General features: G+C 60.9%; 23 protein-coding genes. 12 read left to right on the top strand and 11 right to left on the bottom strand.

All coding sequences use genetic code 11. The annotated features are described in order from the left end of the window. Positions 1-158: 158 nt before the first annotated feature. From AC1Q6I_RS18285 to lptM, 6 genes are read right to left on the bottom strand one after another with little or no spacing between them, the layout of a single operon-like run. Positions 159-854, bottom strand: coding sequence for an HAD family hydrolase (locus AC1Q6I_RS18285; protein WP_024078069.1), 696 nt, complete (start codon positions 852-854; stop codon positions 159-161). Then, positions 851-1,750 carry a tyrosine recombinase XerC gene (gene xerC, locus AC1Q6I_RS18290; protein ID WP_024078068.1) on the bottom strand — a complete coding sequence of 300 codons (900 nt, stop codon included), beginning with the start codon at positions 1,748-1,750 and terminating at the stop codon, positions 851-853. The genes AC1Q6I_RS18285 and xerC overlap by 4 nt, the downstream gene beginning before the upstream one ends. Before the next feature lie 2 nt (positions 1,751-1,752). Continuing rightward, entirely contained in the window at positions 1,753-2,469 is a 717-nt protein-coding gene (locus AC1Q6I_RS18295; protein ID WP_024078067.1) for a DUF484 family protein, read from the bottom strand. Positions 2,470-2,482: 13 nt separating this feature from the next. Further along, positions 2,483-3,313, bottom strand: coding sequence for a diaminopimelate epimerase (dapF, locus tag AC1Q6I_RS18300; protein WP_024078066.1), 831 nt, complete (start codon positions 3,311-3,313; stop codon positions 2,483-2,485). Positions 3,314-3,316: 3 nt separating this feature from the next. After that, positions 3,317-4,564 (bottom strand): diaminopimelate decarboxylase, encoded by a 1,248-nt coding sequence (gene lysA, locus AC1Q6I_RS18305; RefSeq protein WP_024078065.1) that lies wholly within the window; start codon positions 4,562-4,564, stop codon positions 3,317-3,319. 9 nt (positions 4,565-4,573) lie between these two features. Then, a complete protein-coding gene (lptM, locus tag AC1Q6I_RS18310) occupies positions 4,574-4,732 on the bottom strand; it encodes an LPS translocon maturation chaperone LptM (RefSeq protein WP_024078064.1) in 159 nt (52 codons plus the stop codon). A 238-nt stretch (positions 4,733-4,970) separates the two neighbouring features. Here lptM and cyaY point away from each other — a divergent pair, with 238 nt between their 5' ends. The 3 genes from cyaY to rnk all read left to right on the top strand — a co-directional run bounded on the left by cyaY (position 4,971) and on the right by rnk (position 6,066). Then, positions 4,971-5,303, top strand: a complete 333-nt coding sequence (gene cyaY, locus AC1Q6I_RS18315) for an iron donor protein CyaY (RefSeq protein WP_102624918.1) — start codon at positions 4,971-4,973, stop codon at positions 5,301-5,303. Between the two features lie 2 nt (positions 5,304-5,305). Further along, positions 5,306-5,524 carry a DUF1289 domain-containing protein gene (locus AC1Q6I_RS18320; protein ID WP_102624919.1) on the top strand — a complete coding sequence of 73 codons (219 nt, stop codon included), beginning with the start codon at positions 5,306-5,308 and terminating at the stop codon, positions 5,522-5,524. Between the two features lie 131 nt (positions 5,525-5,655). Next, on the top strand, positions 5,656-6,066 hold the full coding sequence (gene rnk, locus AC1Q6I_RS18325) for a nucleoside diphosphate kinase regulator (RefSeq protein WP_024078061.1): 411 nt from the start codon (positions 5,656-5,658) through the stop codon (positions 6,064-6,066). On the opposite strand, the gene AC1Q6I_RS18330 is transcribed toward rnk, so the two are convergent. From AC1Q6I_RS18330 to AC1Q6I_RS18340, 3 genes are all read right to left on the bottom strand, one after another. Next, entirely contained in the window at positions 6,063-8,903 is a 2,841-nt protein-coding gene (locus tag AC1Q6I_RS18330) for a class I adenylate cyclase (protein WP_102624920.1), read from the bottom strand. The two genes, rnk and AC1Q6I_RS18330, sit on opposite strands and share 4 nt — an antisense overlap. A gap of 168 nt (positions 8,904-9,071) precedes the next feature. After that, entirely contained in the window at positions 9,072-9,326 is a 255-nt protein-coding gene (locus tag AC1Q6I_RS18335) for a TIGR02647 family protein (protein ID WP_024078059.1), read from the bottom strand. A 151-nt stretch (positions 9,327-9,477) separates the two neighbouring features. Continuing rightward, positions 9,478-9,762: a hypothetical protein gene (locus AC1Q6I_RS18340; RefSeq protein WP_024078058.1), complete on the bottom strand. Its 285-nt coding sequence runs from the start codon at positions 9,760-9,762 to the stop codon at positions 9,478-9,480. A gap of 125 nt (positions 9,763-9,887) precedes the next feature. Here AC1Q6I_RS18340 and AC1Q6I_RS18345 point away from each other — a divergent pair, with 125 nt between their 5' ends. Then, positions 9,888-10,547: a glutathione S-transferase family protein gene (locus AC1Q6I_RS18345; RefSeq protein WP_024078057.1), complete on the top strand. Its 660-nt coding sequence runs from the start codon at positions 9,888-9,890 to the stop codon at positions 10,545-10,547. Positions 10,548-10,584: 37 nt separating this feature from the next. Here the strand turns inward: AC1Q6I_RS18345 and argH are convergent, their stop codons facing one another. After that, positions 10,585-11,979, bottom strand: a complete 1,395-nt coding sequence (gene argH, locus AC1Q6I_RS18350; RefSeq protein WP_024078056.1) for an argininosuccinate lyase — start codon at positions 11,977-11,979, stop codon at positions 10,585-10,587. Positions 11,980-12,481: 502 nt separating this feature from the next. On the opposite strand from argH, the gene AC1Q6I_RS18355 reads away from it, so the two are divergent. From AC1Q6I_RS18355 to AC1Q6I_RS18385, 7 genes are all read left to right on the top strand, one after another. After that, complete coding sequence (locus AC1Q6I_RS18355; protein WP_024078055.1) at positions 12,482-13,228, top strand: LytR/AlgR family response regulator transcription factor; 747 nt, start codon at positions 12,482-12,484, stop codon at positions 13,226-13,228. 138 nt (positions 13,229-13,366) lie between these two features. Continuing rightward, positions 13,367-14,308, top strand: coding sequence for a hydroxymethylbilane synthase (gene hemC, locus AC1Q6I_RS18360; protein ID WP_024078054.1), 942 nt, complete (start codon positions 13,367-13,369; stop codon positions 14,306-14,308). Then, positions 14,305-15,054, top strand: coding sequence for a uroporphyrinogen-III synthase (locus AC1Q6I_RS18365; RefSeq protein ID WP_102624921.1), 750 nt, complete (start codon positions 14,305-14,307; stop codon positions 15,052-15,054). Before hemC ends, AC1Q6I_RS18365 begins: the two co-directional genes overlap by 4 nt. Positions 15,055-15,096: 42 nt before the next feature. Then, on the top strand, positions 15,097-16,212 hold the full coding sequence (locus AC1Q6I_RS18370; RefSeq protein ID WP_102624922.1) for a uroporphyrinogen-III C-methyltransferase: 1,116 nt from the start codon (positions 15,097-15,099) through the stop codon (positions 16,210-16,212). 5 nt (positions 16,213-16,217) lie between these two features. Continuing rightward, on the top strand, positions 16,218-17,465 hold the full coding sequence (locus tag AC1Q6I_RS18375) for a heme biosynthesis protein HemY (protein ID WP_102624923.1): 1,248 nt from the start codon (positions 16,218-16,220) through the stop codon (positions 17,463-17,465). A gap of 237 nt (positions 17,466-17,702) precedes the next feature. After that, positions 17,703-18,224, top strand: coding sequence for a disulfide bond formation protein B (locus tag AC1Q6I_RS18380; protein ID WP_024078050.1), 522 nt, complete (start codon positions 17,703-17,705; stop codon positions 18,222-18,224). Between the two features lie 209 nt (positions 18,225-18,433). Beyond that, positions 18,434-18,892 carry an Rsd/AlgQ family anti-sigma factor gene (locus tag AC1Q6I_RS18385; protein WP_024078049.1) on the top strand — a complete coding sequence of 153 codons (459 nt, stop codon included), beginning with the start codon at positions 18,434-18,436 and terminating at the stop codon, positions 18,890-18,892. Between the two features lie 55 nt (positions 18,893-18,947). Here the strand turns inward: AC1Q6I_RS18385 and AC1Q6I_RS18390 are convergent, their stop codons facing one another. Continuing rightward, positions 18,948-19,625, bottom strand: a complete 678-nt coding sequence (locus tag AC1Q6I_RS18390; protein ID WP_102624924.1) for an FKBP-type peptidyl-prolyl cis-trans isomerase — start codon at positions 19,623-19,625, stop codon at positions 18,948-18,950. A gap of 193 nt (positions 19,626-19,818) precedes the next feature. Here AC1Q6I_RS18390 and AC1Q6I_RS18395 point away from each other — a divergent pair. Further along, the coding region (locus AC1Q6I_RS18395; RefSeq protein WP_492618401.1) for an AlgP family protein at positions 19,819-20,345 on the top strand (527 nt) is incomplete at its 3' end.

A 20,345-nucleotide genomic window follows, 5' to 3' on the forward strand; every position in this document is an offset into this window, starting at 1 on the left:
CGCCGGATAGATTTAAGCAAGCCAACCACATCGCCCGTTAATCAGTATTGCAAAAATGGGGGGGACCATAGATTTTTCATGCTTGCTGATTTATTTGAGCTTTGTGGTGATCCAAATGTGGGAGGGGGCTTGCCCCTCCCACATTTGGATCTCCAGTGCTACTGCCACTTGCGGAGTAATTCCGGCAGCTCCGTGAGGCTACGAATCTCCGCGTCGGGGCGTTTATCTGCTTCCCATGCCTTGGCGCTGGGGTTGAACCACACCGCCCGCAGCCCCGCCTGCTGCGCCCCGGCAATGTCGTCCCCGGGGTGATCGCCAACATGCACAGCCGCACTGGCATCCACTCCACCGCGCTGCAGCGCTTCCTGAAACAAGCGCGCATCCGGCTTGGCGATCCCAATATCTTCGGCACGCAGCGCAAAGTGGAAGTAGTCCGCCAGGCCCACACGCTGCACATCGGCATTGCCATTAGTGATCACACCCAGCAGAAAGTGCTGGCGCAGCGCTTGCAGCATCGGCTCGGCTTCGGGGAAGGGCGTGAGCTGATGGCGGGCGTGAATGAACGCTTCGAAACACACATCGGCCATTTCGGTGGCCTGAGGCTGTGGATAACCGGCCTCTTCAAACGCATGCATCAACACTCGATGGCGCAGGACGCTGATGCGGTGCTTGAGTTCGGGATGACGTTGCAGCACTTGCTGGCGCAGGCTGGCGAAGTGCTCCAGGGGCAAGTCGCCGACCTTGGAGGCATGGGTGGCCAGCCATTCGCGCATTGACGCCTCGGCGCTGACGATGACGGGAACGTTGTCCCAGAGGGTGTCGTCCAGGTCGAAAGTGATCAGCTTGATACTCATGAGTCGCCGCCCTTGATACGTTTGGCCCGTGGATGGGCACTGTCATACACCGTTGCCAGGTGTTGGAAGTCCAGGTGGGTGTAGATCTGCGTGGTCTTGATATCGGAGTGGCCGAGCAGTTCCTGTACTGCGCGCAGGTCCTGGGATGATTCCAGCAGATGGCTGGCGAAGGAGTGCCGCAGCATATGCGGGTGCAGGTTTTGCCCCAGTTCGCGTTCGCCCGCCGCCTTGACCCGTACCTGGATGGCCCGTGGCCCCAGGCGCCGACCTTGCTGGCTGACAAACACCGCATCATCGGCCGGGTTGGTGAGGGCGCGCAGCGGCAACCACAGTTGCAGGGCTTCCCGGGCCTTCCTGCCCACTGGCAACACGCGGGTCTTGCTGCCTTTGCCGAGCACTTGCACGAGGCCGTCCGCCAGGTCCAGTTGGTCGAGGTTCAGCCCCGTCAGCTCCGATAGGCGCAGGCCCGAAGAATAGAACAGTTCGAGGATCGCCTGGTCGCGATGGGCCAGGAAGTCGTCCTCGACCGCGCCGTCGAGCAGTTGCAGGGCGCGGTCGGTGTCGAGGGTCTTGGGCAGGCGCCGCTCGCCCTTGGGTGGGGCCAGGCCGTTGGCTGGGTCGTGATCGCACAGGCCTTCGCGGTTGAGGTAGTGGTAGAGGCCGCGCACCGCCGACAGCAACCGGGCCAGGCTGCGTGAGGATTGGCCTTGCTGGTGCAGGCGCGCGATCAGGCTGCGCAGGCCCTGGATATCCAGGGCTTTCCAGCTGGCGATCTGGTGTTTCTCGCAGTAGGCCAGGACCTTGTTCAGGTCCCGTCGGTAGGCTTCCAGGGTGTGGGGCGACACCTGGCGCTCGCTGCGCAGGTGAGCGCAGTAGGCGTCCAGTTGCCGTTCCATGGCTAGCGCACCGCGCGCAGGGCGGTAGTGAAACGCGGCAACACGCGGCCCAGGACTTCGGCGATGTAGGTCAGGAACAGGGTGCCCACCGAGCTCTTGTAGTGCGCAGGATCACGGCTGGCGATGGCCAGTACGCCGTGCAGGCCCTGGTGGCTGAGGGCAACGACGGCGGTGGAGCCGATCTGTTGGCGTTGTTCAGCGCCAAACAGGAAGTCCAGTTCGTGCTCGCGCAAGGTGCCACTGATGGTCTTGCCTTCGGAGAGCAGGCCGCCGATCGCGGTCTGTGCTTCGCTGCCGCTGACCCAGCGTCCCACCGGCATCGGGTTGTCGCTGAACAGGATCAAGCTGACAAAGGGCACCTGGAAATCCTGGCGCAGGCTGTCTTCTACGGCGATCACCGTTTCTTCCAGGCTGGTGGCGTCCATCAGGGTCAGGATCAGGCGGCGGGTCTTGTCGAACAAGCGGTCGTTGTCGCGGGCCACGTCCATCAGGTGCGAGAGCCGATGGCGCATTTCTATGTTGCGCTCGCGCAGGATCTTCATCTGCCGCTCCACCAGTGACACGGTATCGCCGCGCTGGTGAGGGATGCGCAAGGCCGGCAACAGTTCTTCATGCTCAACGAAGAAGTCCGGATGAGCCTCAAGGTACGCCGCGACAGCGGCGGCCTCCAGGCTTTCGCTCGGGGATGCTTGTGCGGGTACTTGAGGCTTATCGGTCATTTGCTTGGCTCACTCATAGACGGACCTGTCCTTCGTATACGCGCGTGGCCGGCCCGGTCATCATCACCGGGTGGCCGGGGCCTGCCCATTCGATGGACAGGCGTCCACCTGGCAGGTCGATCAGCAGCGGCGAATCCATCCACCCCTGGCTGATTGCGGCTACGGCAGCGGCGCAGGCGCCGGTGCCGCAGGCCTGGGTTTCGCCGGCGCCGCGTTCCCACACACGCAATTGCGCGCGGGAACGGTCGATCACCTGCAGGAAGCCCACATTGACCCGTGCCGGAAAGCGCGGGTGGTGTTCGATCTTCGGCCCCAGTTCATGCACGGGGGCATTGTTGATGTCGTTGACCCGCAGTACTGCATGGGGGTTGCCCATGGACACTGCGGCGATGTCGACGGCCTTGCCTTCAACGTCCAGCGTGTAACTCGTGGCCTGCTCGCTGGCCTGGAACGGAATGTCCGCCGGCACCAGGCGCGGTGCACCCATGTTGACGCTGATCTGGCCGTCGCTGCGCACATCCAGTTCGATCACGCCGCTCTTGGTCTCGACGCGAATCTGCCGCTTGGCGGTCAGGCGCTTGTCCAGCACAAAGCGCGCGAAGCAGCGGGCGCCGTTACCGCATTGTTCCACCTCGGAGCCGTCGGAGTTAAAGATCCGGTAACGGAAATCCACCTCCGGGTTGCTCGGCGCCTCAACGATCAGCAACTGGTCGAAGCCGATGCCGGTATGACGGTCGCCCCACTGTTTAGCGTGCTTGGGCAGGATGTGCGCGTGCTGGCTGACCAGGTCAAGGACCATGAAGTCATTGCCCAGTCCGTGCATCTTGGTAAAACGCAGCAGCATGGCTTACTCCGGCAGCAGGCTTTCGCCAGCATACAACTCGGCTACCGTCTCGCGGCGACGCACTTCAAACGCTTGATCACCGTCCACCAGCACCTCGGCGGTACGCCCGCGGGTGTTGTAGTTGGAACTCATGACAAACCCGTAGGCACCGGCCGAATGAATGGCCAGCAGGTCGCCTTCTTCCAGGGCCAGTTGACGATCCTTGGCCAGGAAGTCGCCGGTTTCGCAGATCGGGCCGACGATGTCATAGGCGCGGGCTTCACTGTCGCGAGGCGTTACGGCGGTGACATCCATCCAGGCCTGGTACAGCGCCGGGCGGATCAGGTCGTTCATCGCGGCATCGACGATCGCAAAATCCTTGTGCTCGGTGTGCTTGAGGTACTCGACCTGGGTCAGCAGCACGCCGGCGTTAGCCACGATATAGCGGCCTGGTTCGAACAACAGCGCCAGGTCGCGGCCGCCGATATGTTCACGCACGGCGGCAATGTAGTCGGCAATCAGCGGAGGCTCTTCATCGCGATAACGCACACCCACGCCGCCACCGAGGTCGATGTGGCGCAGGTAGATGCCGCACTCGGCCAGGCGATCGGTCAGCGCCAGCAGGCGGTCCAGGGCATCAAGGAACGGGGGCAGGCTGGTCAGTTGCGAGCCGATATGGCAGTCGACGCCCAGTACTTCCAGGTTCGGCAGTTGGGCGGCACGGATGTACACGTCCTCGGCGTCGGCGATGGCGATGCCGAACTTGTTCTCTTTGAGACCGGTGGAAATGTACGGGTGGGTGCCGGCATCGACGTCCGGGTTGACGCGCAGTGAGATCGGCGCGCGAACGCCCATTTCGGCGGCGACGACCTGCAGGCGCTCCAGCTCGTCGGTGGATTCGACGTTGAAGCAATGCACGCCGACTTCCAGGGCACGACGCATGTCTTCGCGGCTCTTGCCGACGCCGGAGAACACAATCTTGTCAGCCTGGCCGCCTGCGGCCAGAACACGTTCCAATTCGCCACGGGACACGATGTCGAAACCAGCGCCCAGGCGCGCCAGGACATTGAGTACACCGAGGTTGGAGTTGGCCTTCACCGCATAGCACACCAGGTGCGGCACGCCGTCCAGCGGATCGGTGAACGAGCGGTATTGCGCTTCGATGTGCGCGCGCGAGTACACATAGGTCGGGGTGCCAAAGCGTTCGGCAATCGCGGACAGCGCCACGCCCTCCGCGAACAGCTCGCCGTCCCGGTAGTTAAAAGCGTCCATGATTTACCCTTAGTAAGTGTCGTGCTTGTGCGCTTTTTGCGACGATTGCGCCTGTTCATTCGGGTCTTTGCTGTCATCAGGCAGGTACAGCGGGCCTTTTTGACCACAGGCACTAACGAGGCAGGCGACCGCGACGAGCGCAGCAAGGGAAGAGATCAGGCGCTTCATGGCGAAATCCTTGAATATGCATTAATTGCGCCCGAGTATACCGACCACCTGCCAGCTTGCCTATGCGCTGGAATACCCGTCCGGCGGGGCTTTGCTGAGTGGGTTGAGAAACGGGCTACGCTGGCGGGGGATATTTCATGCCGTCAGTTGTGATGAAATCGGTATCCTTTGCAATCGGCGGGGCTCGCCCGTATCGTGCGCCGCTCGAGCAAAACCAGACACTTTTGAGGTTGCCACAATGAGTTTGACCGAAGCCCGTTTTCACGACCTGGTGGATTCGACCCAGCAGGCGCTGGAAGATATTTTCGACGACAGCGGCCTGGATGTGGACCTGGAAAACTCGGCCGGGGTGCTGACCGTCAAGTTTGAGAGTGGCCAGCAACTGATCTTCAGTCGCCAGGAGCCGCTGCATCAGCTGTGGCTGGCGGCGCGCTCCGGTGGTGTTCACTTCGACTACGACGAAGAAAGCGGCAAATGGCAGTGCGACAAGAGTGAAGAGTTGTTGGGCGAGATGCTCATGCGCCTGGTCCACGAATATACCGGCGCCGAGCTGGATTTCGACGAGATCTGACTGTGACCCAGCCTGCACCCATACGTCCGCCGAAGCCGCTGTTCAGCAATGTCAGCCCGGCCGTGCCGTCACCTTGTATCAGTTTGTGTCGGCTGGACGAGGAGAAAGTTTGCCTTGGTTGTTTCCGCCACGTGGAAGACATCCGTGAATGGCGCTCCGCCGACGATCAGCGCCGGCGGGTGATCGTGGCCCAGGCCGAGCAGCGCAAGGCAGCGCCTTGACCCCGTCTTGTTTATTTACGGTGCTGTGGTAGTGTCCGGGTACACCTCAACTCATCGAGGTCCGTGAGAACCCCGCCTTTTCCTGGCGGGGTTTTGCTTTTTTGTGCAGAAAAAAGGAGTCTGCCTGAATCATGACCGCACCTTCCATCATTCTTACCCGTCTCGACGTGCAGCGTCTTGAGCAACTGATCGACCGTGTAGGCGAGGACTCGCCGGGTGTCGAAGCCCTTCAACACGAACTCGACCGCGCCGAAGAAGTGGTTGGCCACGATGAAGTGCCTGCGAATGTCGTGACCATGAACTCCAGCGTGCATTGCCGCGAGCAAAGCAGCGGAAAGGACTATCACCTGACTCTGGTTTACCCCAAGGATGCCAACGCCGACGAAGGCAAGATTTCGATCCTGGCACCGGTAGGCAGTGCGTTGCTTGGCTTGCAAGTGGGCCAGCATATCGACTGGCCGGCTCCCGGCGGCAAGACTCTCAAGCTCAAGTTGCTCAAAGTGGAAGGCCAGCCCAAAGACGGCGGCGCTTTCTCGCTTTAAATCTGGTTCAGTGCTTCATTGAGCGCTTGCTCCAGCTCGGCCTTGTAGCGCAGGTACAAATTGCTCGGGCTTTGCACATCACCGATCAGACCCGACAGGTCCAGATCAGTGATATAGCAGCGGTAGCGCTCGGTTTCGCGGCGCTGCCCGACGATCTCCTGGGCGACCACTGCAAACAGCTGGTCGCCAAATTCCAGTTCGGAAAACTCCCGCTGATTGCAGTACAGGGTAATCCCCACTTGGCCCGGCGCCGCCTTGCCGATAATTGCCTGCACGTCATAAAACGGCTTGTTGGCCGGATTTTGCGGTGCTGGCCGAGGCTCTATGCCGCGTGCACGGTTATTGCCTGACGGTAATAGTTGGTAGTACAGGGTTTGCACCGCGCCCAGCGGCTCCTGTGGGTCCAGCGGCGACAGCGCGTCCCGGCGATAGATGATCGATTGCAGGAAGCGCTGCAGCGGTGCCAACAGGCTCTGCTCGTCATGAAACGGCAGGCGCTGCTGCCAGAGCGCGTTGAACTCATCCAGCACATACAGCTCGGCGAAGCCTTCATTGACTCGGTAGAACACTTGCACGCAATCGGCCATACCCATGGGCAAAAGCAGCGCCAGGTCGTGGTCCTCCAGGGCCATGGCATCCAGGTGCAGCGGGCTGTAGCTGGCCAGTTCTTCGCTGAGGTAGGCGATCAGTGCATCCTGGGTCGCCAGTGATACGTGGGTGGCCTGGCCGGGCATCAACTCCATCACGTGATAGTGCTGTTGCACCTGGAGCAAGTAGCGGTGATTGCCCTGCCCCAGCAGCAGGTTCTGCGCCGTGTCGAAGATTTCTTCTACGCGCTGGGCAATGAACTGCGCACGGTTGTGACAGAAGCAGCGCACCCGTAGCCGCGGCAGGTGATCCGATGGCAACTGGTTGAGGTAGTCGCGCAGGCAATCGAGCAGAGCATGGGGGCCGTCGTAGCGGCTGACCATCACCTCGTTCCAGCTATTGAGGGTGACCTGGTCGAGGGTCAGCACCAGGTTGTCGCGCACACCGGCGTAGCTCAGGGAGTCGGTGCGCTCGGTGGTCATCAGGATATTCAGGTCGCGGTGATGCTTGAGCGGGTCGACGCCGACGTTGATCAACAGCAATACCTCTTCGGGCACCGCCGAGCGTAACAGGCGTTCTTCAGCGACGCTGGGCAAGGGCAGGGCAATGCTCTGCTGCAGGCTGCCCAGCAGGTTGAACAGCTCGAACTCGGTCATGTCGCTGGTGCCCGGGTGCAGCGCCAGGCGAGTGCTGCTGTCGATCACGCCGTTGCGGTGGCACCAGGTCAGCATTTCCAGCAAATCGCGGCTGCGCTTGATCGGCGCAAAGTGCTCCCATTCCAGGGCGGTGAGGTTGCCGTTGTACAGCCCCCAATGGTGCTGGCCCGGCTCTTTGCGGTTGGGCGATTGCACCAGGGTCAGGGTGTCTTCGGCCAGGTCCGGGGCGATGCCGGGGTTGATGAACTCGACTTTGCCGGCTTTACGCTCGAACGCAGCATATAGACGGCGGCCGAGCACATTGAGGTCACGCTTATTGATCAGGCTGACTGTCTGTTCGCTGCGGGCGAATTGCGTCAGGAAGCGATAGCTGTAGTTCAGCTCACTGACCAATGCGCGACGCTCGGAGGCGACCTGGCGCACTTTCCATTGGCTGCGGCTGTCCAGCAGGGCCAATTGGCGCGGGTTCCAGCCCCACTCCTGGGCCAGGCGCTCCAGCAACAGGTGTTGCCAGCTAGAGCTACGCTGGCCAGCGCTGAGCTTGCGGTTGACCTTTAAATACAGTGCCCGCCGTACCAGCTCCAGGCGCTCGGGTTCGTTGCGGACCTTGAGGTATTCCTCGATGCGGCGATAGACCACGATGTAAGGGTCCAGCTCGTCCAGATCCATCTGGTTGGCGAACACCGCCTGCTTGAAGCGCAGGCTCAGGCACTGCACGTTTGGGTGCTCGCTGGCGTAAACCTCGGTCAGCAGCAGCTTGAGCACTGACTTGTAGGGCGACTCGATGCCTTTGAACAGCTGCCACAACCCGGCGCCGATGAATTCGCCCGGAGGGATGCGTGCCAGGTGGCCCAGGTCAAGGGTTTCATCGGCGCGTATAAAGCGCTTGGAGATCAGCGTGTGGGTGAATTCGGCGTAGCGGTTTTCTTCGTAGACGGGCACCAGCCACCAGATCGGTGTACGGCCAGCCAGCCAGATGGCGGTGCGGTAGAACTCGTCCAGCAGCAGGTAATGCTGGGTGGTGCCGCAGTCGTCGGAGCTCAGTTGGGTGTCGCGCTCACCCAGTACGAAGCGCGTCGGCTCAATCAGGAAAAAATGTGCCTCGGCGCCCATGCTCAAGGCCCAGGCCTCCAGCAGCTGGCATTTCTTACGCAGTTCGGCCAGTTCGCTTTCGTCCAGGTCGGCGGCGTGGCACACCCACACATCCATATCGCTCTGGTCTGCCTGGGCCAGGGTGCCGAGGCTGCCCATCAGGAACAGGCCATGGATCGGACGGGGCGGGTTGCCATGGCGCGGCTTGTAGGAGAATGAACGGGTCAGGCGCTGGGCTTCGGTCAGGGCCTGGGCATCAGGCTCGAAGTTCGACAGCCCGGCCGGTGTACTGCCCGACACATAGCCTGGCAGGAGCGGGTGATTGACGTGGAAAAACAGCGGCAACAGTGTCAGTACGCTTTGCTGGCGCGGCGTTAGCCCCTCGATGGCGCGGGCCATGCGGCCTTCGTTGAGGGCCATGAAGCGCGCGCGCAGCTGAGCCAGCACCTTGCGGTCGATGCCTTCGTCCAGGTCGGGGCGGATTTCATGGGTGCGGGTCATGTCGAACTCGGTGGCTCGCAAGGCCCGACATGGGCGGCCGTGTAGGAGTTTACAGTCAGAAGCGTAGGAGGTTTAGAGGGAAATGTTTTTTGACGTCAGAATTTTCTCGCGTCCACAGCAGCGCCCTCGGAATCCGCAAGGGGCGGACTCCATGGGCGGTATCAGGTGTCAGGCGGCTTCTTTGCTTGTCGCGGTGCTCAAGATCGTCAGCAGGGTTTGCGCTTGCTCGGCGGCGTCTCGGCCAAGGCTGGTCAGATAGCCTCCGTCCGGTTGGTCGATCAGCTTTTTCTCGAACAGGCGTTTGGCCGCGGCGATGGCAGTGGGAGCGGCAGTCTGGTGGACTTTCAGACCTTCCTGGGAGCTGCCCAGGTTGAAGAGTGCAAGGATTTCCAGTTCGGCAACCAACTCAGGGGTATACGACATAAGGACTCCAGACTTTCTAAGAATTTATTAGAGGCTAGCAGGCCATAAGGTGAACGCACTTTGGCGGGCTGTCCAGTGAGAAAGTCATGGGTATTGATATGCCGCAGATTTGTGGCGAGGAAGCAGGCTTCCCGGCCACGCGGAGGGGGCTTCAGTCGTTTTCCGGCGGCAATTCCGGCAGCGCCCGCAGGGCTGTCTCATACCATTGGGTATCGAATGCACGGTCTTCGTCGAGCATCTGGTCGATTTCAACCGCCAGCACATGGGCCATGAGATTCAGAATCTCCTCGCGCTCGTAACCTACCAGGGTCAGCTTGTTGAACGTGGCCTTGGCGGCAGGCGGAGTGTCGCTTTCGATCTGATTCTCGATGGCTTCGATCAGTGTACTTTCGGTGAACGCTTCTTCGTCGCTGTCGATATCGGTCGGCTCGCTCATGGCAGGCTCCTCAAGGAAAGGGCGCCAGTCTAACTCCATTCAGGCCGGTGATGCTGCTGGTCAGGGTGGGCCCGGGCATCTATAACTCTTGCGGCCAACCCCGCACACGGCCTGGAGGCTTTGCGATGCTCAAGCTTTACGGATTTTCGGTCAGTAACTACTACAACATGGTGAAACTGGCGCTGCTGGAGAAGGGGCTACCGTTCGAAGAGGTGCCTTTTTACGCCGGGCAAACCCCTGAGGCGCTTGCCGTCAGCCCGCGAGGCAAGGTGCCGGTACTGGGGGTGAAGCAGGGTTTCGTCAATGAAACCAGCGTGATCCTCGAATACATCGAGCAAACCCAGGAGGGCCGTTCGCTGCTGCCTGCTGATCCTTTTCAGCGTGCCCAGGTGCTGGCGTTGTGCCGGGAAATCGAGCTGTACATCGAACTGCCCGCCCGCGCGTGTTTCGCCGAGGCGTTTTTCGGCATGCAGGTGCCGGACGCGATCAAGGAGAAATCCAAGGCTGAGTTGCTGCTGGGGATCGGTTCTTTAGGTCGGCACGGCAAGTTCGCGCCTTATGTGGCAGGGGAGAGCTTTACGATTGCGGATCTGTATTTCATGTATAGCGTGAACCTCGCCTGTGCCGTGGGCGAGAAGTTGTTTGGCCTGGACCTGTTGGCTGAACTCCCGGCGGCCAAAGTGTTGCTGGAGCGGCTGCATGCCATGCCCAATGCGCAGAAGGTGGCGGCGGACAGGGAAGCCGCGATGCCGGCGTTCATGGCGATGGTTGCGGCCAAAAAGTGATCCAGTGTGGGAGGGGGTTGCCCCCCTCCCTCATTTTTCAGCGGCTGGCGAGGAGGGCCTGGCCGCGCACGACGGCTGCCTTCACCTGCGCCGGTGCGGTGCCGCCCACGTGGTTACGGGCATTCACCGAGCCTTCCAGGGTCAGCACGGCAAACACGTCCTGCTCGATCTGGTCGCTGAACTGGCGCAGTTCTTCCAGGCTCATTTCCGCCAGGTCCTTGCCGGTGTCCACGCCGTATTTCACGGCATGGCCGACGATTTCGTGGCAGTCGCGGAACGGCAGGCCACGGCGTACCAGGTAGTCCGCCAGGTCCGTCGCGGTGGAGAACCCACGCAGGGCCGCTTCACGCATGATCGCGTGCTTGGGCTTGATCGCGGGGATCATGTCGGCAAAGGCACGCAGCGAATCACGTAGGGTGTCGGCGGCGTCGAACAGCGGTTCCTTGTCTTCCTGGTTGTCCTTGTTGTAGGCCAAGGGCTGGCCTTTCATCAGGGTCAGCAGGCCCATCAGTGCGCCGAATACGCGGCCGCTCTTGCCACGCACCAGCTCGGGCACGTCGGGGTTTTTCTTTTGCGGCATGATCGAGCTACCGGTGCAGAAGCGATCCGGCAGGTCGATGAACTGGAATTGCGCGCTGGTCCACAACACCAGTTCTTCGGAGAAACGCGACAGGTGCATCATCGCGATACTGGCGGCGGCGCAGAATTCGATGGCGAAATCGCGGTCCGACACGCCGTCCAGGGAGTTGCCGCCCACGGCATCGAAGCCCAGCAGTTGTGCGGTGTATTCGCGGTCGATCGGGTAGGTGGTGCCGGCCAGCGCGGCGCTGCCCAAGGGCATGCGGTTGGCACGCTTGCGGCAATCCACCAGGCGCTCGTAGTCGCGGCTGAGCATTTCGAACCAGGCCAGCAAGTGGTGGCCGAAGGTGACAGGCTGGGCGGTTTGCAGGTGGGTGAAACCGGGCATGATGGTGTCCGATTCGCGCTCGGCCTGTTCCAGCAAGCCTTTCTGCAGGCGAGTTATTTCGGCCAGGATCAGGTCGATTTCATCGCGCAGCCACAGGCGGATATCGGTGGCCACCTGGTCATTGCGGCTGCGCCCGGTGTGCAGTTTCTTGCCGGTCACGCCGATGCGGTCGGTGAGGCGGGCCTCGATATTCATGTGCACGTCTTCCAGGTCGACGCGCCAGTCGAACGTACCGGCTTCGATCTCACCGCGAATGGTGGTCAGGCCGTCGATGATGCTGTCGCGCTCGGCGTCGGTCAGCACGCCGACCTTGGCCAGCATCGTGGCGTGGGCGATCGAGCCCATGATGTCGTGGCGGTACAGGCGCTGGTCGAAGGTGACGGAGGCGGTGAAGCGGGCGACGAAGGCGTCGACGGGTTCACTGAAGCGGCCGCCCCAGGACTGGTTGGTCTTGTCGGTGCTCATGGATTCGCTCGTGATCTGCTTAAAAGAGGCGTGGAGGTGTGCCGCCGATAATAACAGGGTTGCTCGTGGAGGCGGTGCTGTGGGTGGCCAGCATTTTTATTTGCGCGAAGGATGGCTAAGTGCCTTGCCGCCGAGCGCGTCCGGGAAGAGACTGGGGCCAGGTGCTTGTTGAAACGATATTTGAGGATTGAGTAATGTCGTCTCAGCGAGCGTCTACAGTTGGACTGATAGTGTGTGAATGCACCAAAGTCGGGTGATGCGGTCATAACCCAGACTATCCATTAAAAAGGGGGGTATTCGGATTGTGTATCAGCAAACCCTACGACTATGCCCAAGGGCAGCAGGTTTTGGGCGCTATTGAACAGGTCCGGGTAAATATGCGTGCCGCTCTCAGGGCACTTTTTGCCGCTCGCGCTAGTCTTAGCGTGGATCGCTGTGACGCAAGTCACCGCACCTGTCTACGCTATCCTTGTGCGAGACTCACGCAGGAATCCAGCGCAATATGAATGTCCTGATCGTTGATGACGAACCCCAAGCCCGCGAGCGACTGAGCCGCCTGGTCAGTGAACTCGAGGGTTATACAGTCCTTGAACCGAGCGCCACCAACGGGGAGGAGGCGTTGACGTTGATCGATAGCCTCAAGCCGGATGTGGTGCTGCTCGATATCCGCATGCCCGGCCTTGATGGCCTGCAGGTTGCCGCCCGCCTGAGTGAGAGAGAATCACCTCCGTCGGTGGTGTTGTGCGCTGCCCAGGAAGAGTTTTCCGCGGAAGCGTTGGAAGCCAGTGGTGTCAGTTTCCTGGTCAAGCCGGCGACTGGCGACGCGTTGCTCAAGGCATTGAAAAAGGCCGAGCGCCCTAACCGGGTCCAACTCGCTGCCCTGACTCAACCTGCCGCCCAGAGTGGCAACGGGCCGCGCAGCCATATCAGTGCGCGTACGCGCAAAGGTATCGAGCTGATCCCCCTGAGCCAGGTGGTGTACTTCATTGCCGATCACAAGTACGTGACGCTGCGCCATGAAGCCGGTGAAGTCCTGCTCGATGAGCCGCTCAAGGCTCTTGAAGATGAGTTTGGCGACCGCTTTGTGCGAATCCACCGCAATGCGTTGGTGGCCCGCGAACGAATCGAGCGCCTGCAACGTACGCCCCTGGGGCACTTCCAGCTGTTCCTGAAAGGGCTCAATGGCGATGCCTTGATCGTCAGCCGACGCCATGTCGCCGGCGTGCGCAAGATGATGCAGCAGCTTTAGCCCGAGGGCTGTAGCGTGGACTGCAGTGCTTATCCCGGTGTGATGCGGCCAGGGAGGCCCCGCACTTGCTGATTCAAATCAAAGCGTATTTGCCTGAGCTGTTATTATCTGCCGTATCTATTCAGTACGGATTGATCCATGTCCTCTCGCGAAATCCGCATCGCCACTCGTAAAAGCGCCCTGGCCTTGTGGCAGGCCGAATACGTCAAAGCTCGCCTTGAAGAGGCTCATCCAGGTCTCAAGGTATCCTTGGTGCCCATGGTGAGTCGCGGCGACAAGCTGCTGGACTCGCCGCTGTCGAAGATTGGCGGCAAGGGCCTGTTCGTCAAGGAGCTGGAGACCGCGCTGCTGGAAAATGAAGCCGACATCGCCGTGCATTCGATGAAAGATGTGCCCATGGACTTCCCCGAAGGCCTGGGCCTTTTTTGCATCTGCGAGCGCGAAGACCCGCGCGATGCGTTCGTTTCCAATACCTATGCATCTCTGGATGAGCTGCCTTTGGGCAGCATCGTCGGCACTTCGAGCCTGCGTCGCCAGGCGCAGTTGTTGACCCGTCGTCCAGACCTGCAGATCCGCTTTCTGCGCGGCAACGTCAACACGCGCCTGGCCAAGCTGGATGCCGGCGAATATGACGCGATTATCCTCGCTGCGGCCGGGCTTATCCGCCTTGGCTTCGAAGACCGTATTACGTCAACGATCAGCGTTGAAGACAGCTTGCCCGCTGGCGGCCAGGGGGCGGTAGGTATTGAATGCCGCACGGCAGACAGCGAAATCCACGCGTTGCTCAAACCCCTCGATCACCACGACACCGAAGTGCGCGTCACGGCCGAGCGCGCCCTGAACAAGCACCTCAACGGTGGCTGTCAGGTGCCGATCGCCTGCTACGCCGTGCTCGAAGGTGACACTCTGTGGCTGCGTGGCCTGGTTGGGGATCCGGCCGGTGGCACCCTGCTCACCGCCGAGATGCGCGGGCCACGGCGTGATGCGAGCGCCCTGGGTATCCAGGTGGCTGAAGAGCTGCTGGAAAAAGGCGCTGGCGCCATTCTGCAAAAAGTCTATGGCGAGGCCGGTCCGCAGTGACCGGCTGGCGTGTGCTGCTGACGCGGCCTGCCGAGGAGTCGAAGGCCCTGGCGGCGTCGTTGTCCGAAGCCGGCATTTTCAGCAGCAGCCTGCCCTTGCTGGAGATCGAGGCGTTGCCGGTCACGCCCGCACAACAGGCGGTTTTCCGCGACCTGGGCCGTTATTGCGCAGTGATCGTGGTGAGCAAACCGGCTGCGCGCCTGGGTTTGCAACAGCTGGATCGACACTGGCCGCAATTGCCGTGGTTCAGCGTTGGCGCGGCGACCGCCCAGGTGCTGGCTGACCAGGGCCTTGACGTTCACTATCCGCCCACCGGTGATGACAGCGAAGCCTTGCTCGCCTTACCCGCCTTGCGCGAGGCTATTGCACGCCCTGGGGCGCGGGTGTTGATCCTGCGGGGAGAAGGCGGCCGAGAACTGCTGGCTGAGCGTTTGCGCGAGCAAGGTGCTAGTGTCGACTATCTGGAGTTGTATCGCCGCTTCCTGCCGGCCTACGACGCCGGGGTACTGATGCAGCGCATCCAGTTGGAACGCTTGAACGGCCTGGTGGTCAGCAGTGGGCAGGGTTTCTTGCATCTGCAAGCCCTGGCCGGACCCGATTGGCCACAGGTGGCCCGACTGCCGTTGTTCGTACCCAGCCCGCGAGTCTATGAGATGGCGCGGGACGCTGGGGCAGAAAATGTTGTGGATTGTCGCGGCGCGAGTGCTGCGGCTTTGTTAGTGGCGTTAGGCGGCTTTGTCTTATAAAAACATCCCGCCCCCACTCTCTGATACGCAAAGGACGGATACGTGAGCGATACAGCCTTGCCTAAAGATGAAACTCAGCCCGCGCTTGATGCGCCGGTCGAGACACCGGTCACCGCGCCACGCCGTGGCAATGGCCTGGCAATCGTTGCCCTGCTGCTGGGCGCCGCGGGTGTTGCCGCTGGCGGTTGGGGGATCTGGCAGGTCCGTGCCCTGCAAGCCAGCAGCCAGCATCAATTGGGCCAGGTGCAGACCCTTGATGACCAGTCCCAGTCTCTCAAGCAAGGCCAGCAACAGTTGGCGGCACGCCTGGCACAGTTGCCGGGCGCTGATGAGCTGGAGGAGCGTCGCCGCCTGGTGGCCCAGTTGCAAGGTGATCAGCAGCGCCTGAACCAACGCCTGGAAACCGTGCTGGGGGCCAGCCGCAAGGACTGGCGCCTGGCTGAAGCCGAGCATCTGATCCGTCTGGCGAGTTTGCGACTGTCGGCCTTGCAGGATATCAACAGTGCTCAGTCGCTGGTCCAGGGCGCCGATGAGATCCTGCGCGAGCAGAATGATCCGGGGTCCTACGCTGCCCGCGAGCAACTGGCCAAGAGCCTGGCCGCGCTGCGCAGCACCGAGCAGCCGGACCGTACCGGGTTGTATCTGCAATTGGCGGCGTTGCGCGATCAGGTCGTGCAGCTGGCGGCGATTGCGCCGGAATACCAGCTTACGGAGCCGGCTTCCCAAGGGCGTCCAACCACGGACACTGACAACCGTTGGAGCCAATGGTGGGAACAGATTTCCCGTTACTTCCGCATCGATTTCAACCCCGATGACAACATTCGCCCGCTGCTGGCCGGCCAGGGCTTGAACCAGGTGCGTCTGGCCCTGAGCCTGGCCCTGGAGCAAGCTCAATGGGCCGCGCTCAATGGCGAGTCGGCGGTGTACAGCCGTTCGCTGGGTGAAGCGCGTAGCGTGTTGCTGGACAACTTCAACCAGGACAACCCCCAGAGCAAGGCGATGCTGGCACGGATCGCCGAGCTTGAGCCCAAGGCCGTCTCGGTGGTGACACCGGACCTGGCCGCGAGCCTGGCGGCCGTGCAGGCGTATCTCGAGCGTCGTCATCTGTCTGCTGACGAAGCCAAGGCTTCGGCTGGCACGCCGGCGACCCAGGAGTAGAGCCGATGAAGCGTTTCTATGTGATCCTGGTGCTGGCGATTGCGATCGCGATCGCCCTGGCACTGGCCGTGGGCATCTCGAAACATACTGGCTACGTGCTGATTACCTATCCCCATGTGCTGCATTACGAATCGAGCCTGTGGGCCACCCTGGTGGCGGTGTTTGTCATCGTCCTGGCGATCTACCTGCTCCGCGTGTTGCTGAGCCTGGTGACCACCTCCGGGGGCGTGGTCAACCCATGGTCGCGCCGTAACCGCAGCCGTCGCGTACAAATTGCGATCGAACAGGGCCAGATGGACCTCGCCGAAGGGCGCTGGGCCAGTGCCGAGCGCCACCTGCACCGGGCTGCCGAAGCCGAGCGTCAACCGTTGCTGTATTACCTTGGCGCGGCCCGTGCGGCCAATGAGCAGGGGCGCTACGAAGAGTCGGACAGCTTGCTCGAGCGCGCCCTGGAGCGTCAGCCTCAAGCCGAGCTGGCGGTTGCCTTGAGCCATGCGCAATTGCAGACGGACCGCGGCGATACCGAGGGCGCCCTGGTGACCCTGCAGGCGATGCATGAGCGCCATCCCCATAACGCCCAGGTACTGCGTCAATTGCAGCGCCTGCATCAGCAGCGGGGCGACTGGTCGTCGGTCATTCGACTATTGCCCGAGTTGCGCAAAGACAAAGTCTTGCCCCCTGGTGAACTGGCCGAGCTGGAGCGTCGCGCCTGGGGTGAAAACCTGAGCCTGGCGGCCCAGCGGGAAGAGCAGGGCGAAGCCGGTTTGCAGTCCCTTGAACGGGCCTGGCAGCAACTGACCTCTGCCCAGCGTCAGGAGCCGCAGCTGGTGTTGGCCTACGCTGAGCAACTGCGTCAGTTAGGCGCGGATGCCAAGGCCGAGGAAGTGCTGCGGGGTGCGATCAAGCGCAGCTACGACAGCCATCTGATTCGGTTATACGGCCTGCTGCGAGGCAGTGACCCGGCGCGGCAACTGAAGTTTGCCGAAGGCTGGCTCAAGGACCACTCCGGTGACGCCAGCCTGCTGTTGACCCTGGGTCGCCTGTGCTTGCAGAACAGCCTGTGGGGCAAGGCACGGGACTACCTGGAAGGCAGCCTGCAGGTGCAGCGCAATCCCGAAGCCTGCGCCGAGTTGGCGCGACTGCTGGCCCAATTAGGCGACACTGAGCGCAGCAACCAGCTGTTCCAGGAAGGCCTGGGTCTGCTGGACAGTCGTCTGCTGGCCTCTCCATTGCCGGTACCGGCGCGGGTTTGAGGTAGGAAAAAGAGTGAGCGTTGGCTCGGAATTGTCTGGTAGCCAACGCTTCAATTTTGCCAATGGCCTCGGTTTAATGGGGCTCGTAATGTGTTCCTACGTATTCCTAGGTGATGCCCTTCGCGTTCTGACGGGATGTCCCTACGTTTTCGCGGAATCGTCTGCTCTAGCGTGTATTGAAAGGGCTCGGGCCTTTCCTCTACCGTAACGGCCTATCTCTTGCGTTACGGATCGACAATGTCTTTGGCCCCCTCACGCTCCCTGTTTTTGCTGGCGTTCATGGCAGGTGCGCTGACGTTGAGCGCATCGTTCTATCTGGAATATGGCGCGCTGCTTCGGCCCTGCTTCCTGTGCCAGGTGCAGCGGCTATTTTTAGCGGTCTTTACGCTGATCAACCTGAGTGCTGCCATTCATAACCCCAAGCGCTCTGGCGTCTTCCTTTACGGGTTGGCAAGCATGAGCTGTGCCGTGCTCGGCGCGACTGCCGCCGTACGCCAGGTGCTGCTGCAGAACAGCGTGCCGGATCAAGCCCCCGATTGTTGGCCCAGCGCACAGGACATGATTGAAAACCTGTCGCTTGAGGATGCGGTGCGCTCGGTGTTCAAAGGCACCGTCGATTGCATGGAGATAAACTGGACGCTGTTCGACCTGAGCCTTCCGGAGTGGAGCCTGTTGTTCTTCGTGGCGATGCTGATCCTGGGAGGCGTGCAGTTTTCGCGGCTGTTGTTCAGTCAGCGTTTAAGCTTGGCAAGGCACTGAAAACAGCTCAAAAGCTGTAGGACGGGATTAAACACTTGTATGAACTTTCTCTCCTGCGTACCTTGAAGCCATAGTCATGCGGGCATAATCTGGCCCGCAGGCGTTATGAAACTGTTAGCCAGATGCTGCCTTGTCCGGCCGCCGCTTTATCCTTGAAGTGTTGCGCGGGCACAGCGCGGCAGCGCCCCCAATAGGGAAGAGAGATCATCATGCTGGAAAGTTGTCAGAATGCTCAGGAACGCTGGGGTGGGGTGCACAAGCTGATCGACAGCTGGTTGAAGGCACGTCACGAACTGGTTCGGGCCTTTGATGCTCTTGGCGCCAAGCCCGAGTCTCTGGCTGAGAATCGCAAGCCGTTGCAGGAATTCTGTGGCGTGTTGGTGGACTACGCGTCGGCTGGCCATTTCGGTGTCTATGAGCAACTGACCAAAGAGGCGGAAGCCTTCGATGATCAGCGTGGGCTGGAACTGGCCGAGACTCTTTACCCGCGCATTGATGTCATCACTGAGAAATTGCTGGCGTTCACCGATCTGTGTGATGCCGGTCAATGTGTTGCCGAGAAATTCAAGGAGTTGGGTGGCCTGCTCCATGAGCGTTTCGAACTGGAAGATTGCCTGATCGAAGTACTCCACAACGCCCATAAGGAAGAGACGGCCACCCAGGCCTGACCTTTGCTGGTGAGATAAAAAAACGGTGCGCATGGCGCACCGTTTTTTTATTGGGTCAGTGGCGAGTACCGAGCAACTCGATCTCGAATACCAACGGTGTGTAAGGCGGGATCAATTCGCCGGCCCCGTCGGCGCCATACGCTTGTGCCGAAGGGATCACCAGTCGCCATTTCGCGCCGACAGGCATCTGTTGCAACGCACTGCGCCAGCCGTCGATCACACTGTCCAGGCGGAACCATTGAGGCTGGGTGCTCTGATCGAACACCGTACCATCGGGTAAACGCCCCACGTATTTCACTTGCACCTCATCGCTGGCCAATGGTTTGTTGCCATTGCCGGGCGTCAGCTCTGTGAGCAGGATGCCATCCGCCAATTCGCGAACACCGGTTGCCGATTTTTCCTTGGTTAAAAATTGCTGTTCCGCCGCCAGCGCTTTTTCACTTTTTGGAACCTGTGTGTCGGCTTCACTCTGTTCTTCGTGCTGGGCCAGAATCTGTTCGATGCGTGCGTTATCCAGTACCAGTGGCTTGCCTTGATACGCTTGCTTGAGGCCCTCGACCAGCGCCTGGATCTGCAGGTCGGGGACCTCCTGGCGCAGCCGTTCGCCGAGGCTGGCGCCCAGGCTGTACGCGAGGTCGTGCTGGTCCTGGGGTGAGGTTTTGGGCGGCGACTGCTCGCTTGCATCAGCCCCGCCAAGCACCAAGCCAAGCACAAGAAAAAGGTAACGCGACATACGCATGTCTCCCGCCGAAAGTGCGACGGATTATGCCAGTGTGGTGAGGTAAAAAGTGGCGTGGTCTTTCGTTATATCGATAAGAATTTTCGCACGGTGCAACGCAAGGCAAAGGATACTGTCAACATGCCCTAGCGGCGGTAAGAGCAGAGGGCTAGTATGAGCCGCACCCACGTCAGCCAGGAGGTAAACCATGTCGGCCAAACAGAAGCCTGTAAATACCCCGTTGCATTTACTCCAACAACTTTCGGGCAGCCTGCTCGAACATCTGGAAAGCGCATGTTCCCAAGCGTTGGCCGATGCAGAAAAACTGCTCGCCAAACTGGAAAAACAACGCGGTAAAGCGCAAGAGAAGCTGCACAAATCCCGCACCAAACTGCAAGACGCCGCCACTGCCGGCAAGGCCAAGGCACAAGCCAAAGCCAAAGACGCTGTCAAAGAACTTGAGGACCTGCTGGACGCCCTCAAGGATCGCCAAGCCGAAACCCGCACCTACATTTCCCAACTCAAAAAAGATGCTCAAGAAAGCCTGAAATTGGCCCAGGGCGTTGGTCGTGTGAAGGAAGCTGTATCTAAAGTGCTCGGCGCTCGTACCCCTGCAAAAGCTGTAGCGACCAGCGCGGCGAAAAAACCGGCGAGCAAAGCTGTTGCAGCGAAGGCGCCGACTAAAGGGGCTGCCAAGCCAGTGGCTAAAACCGCTGCTGCAAAACCAGCCGCCAA

This window comes from Pseudomonas sp. MPR-R2A5 (genome assembly GCF_058793055.1).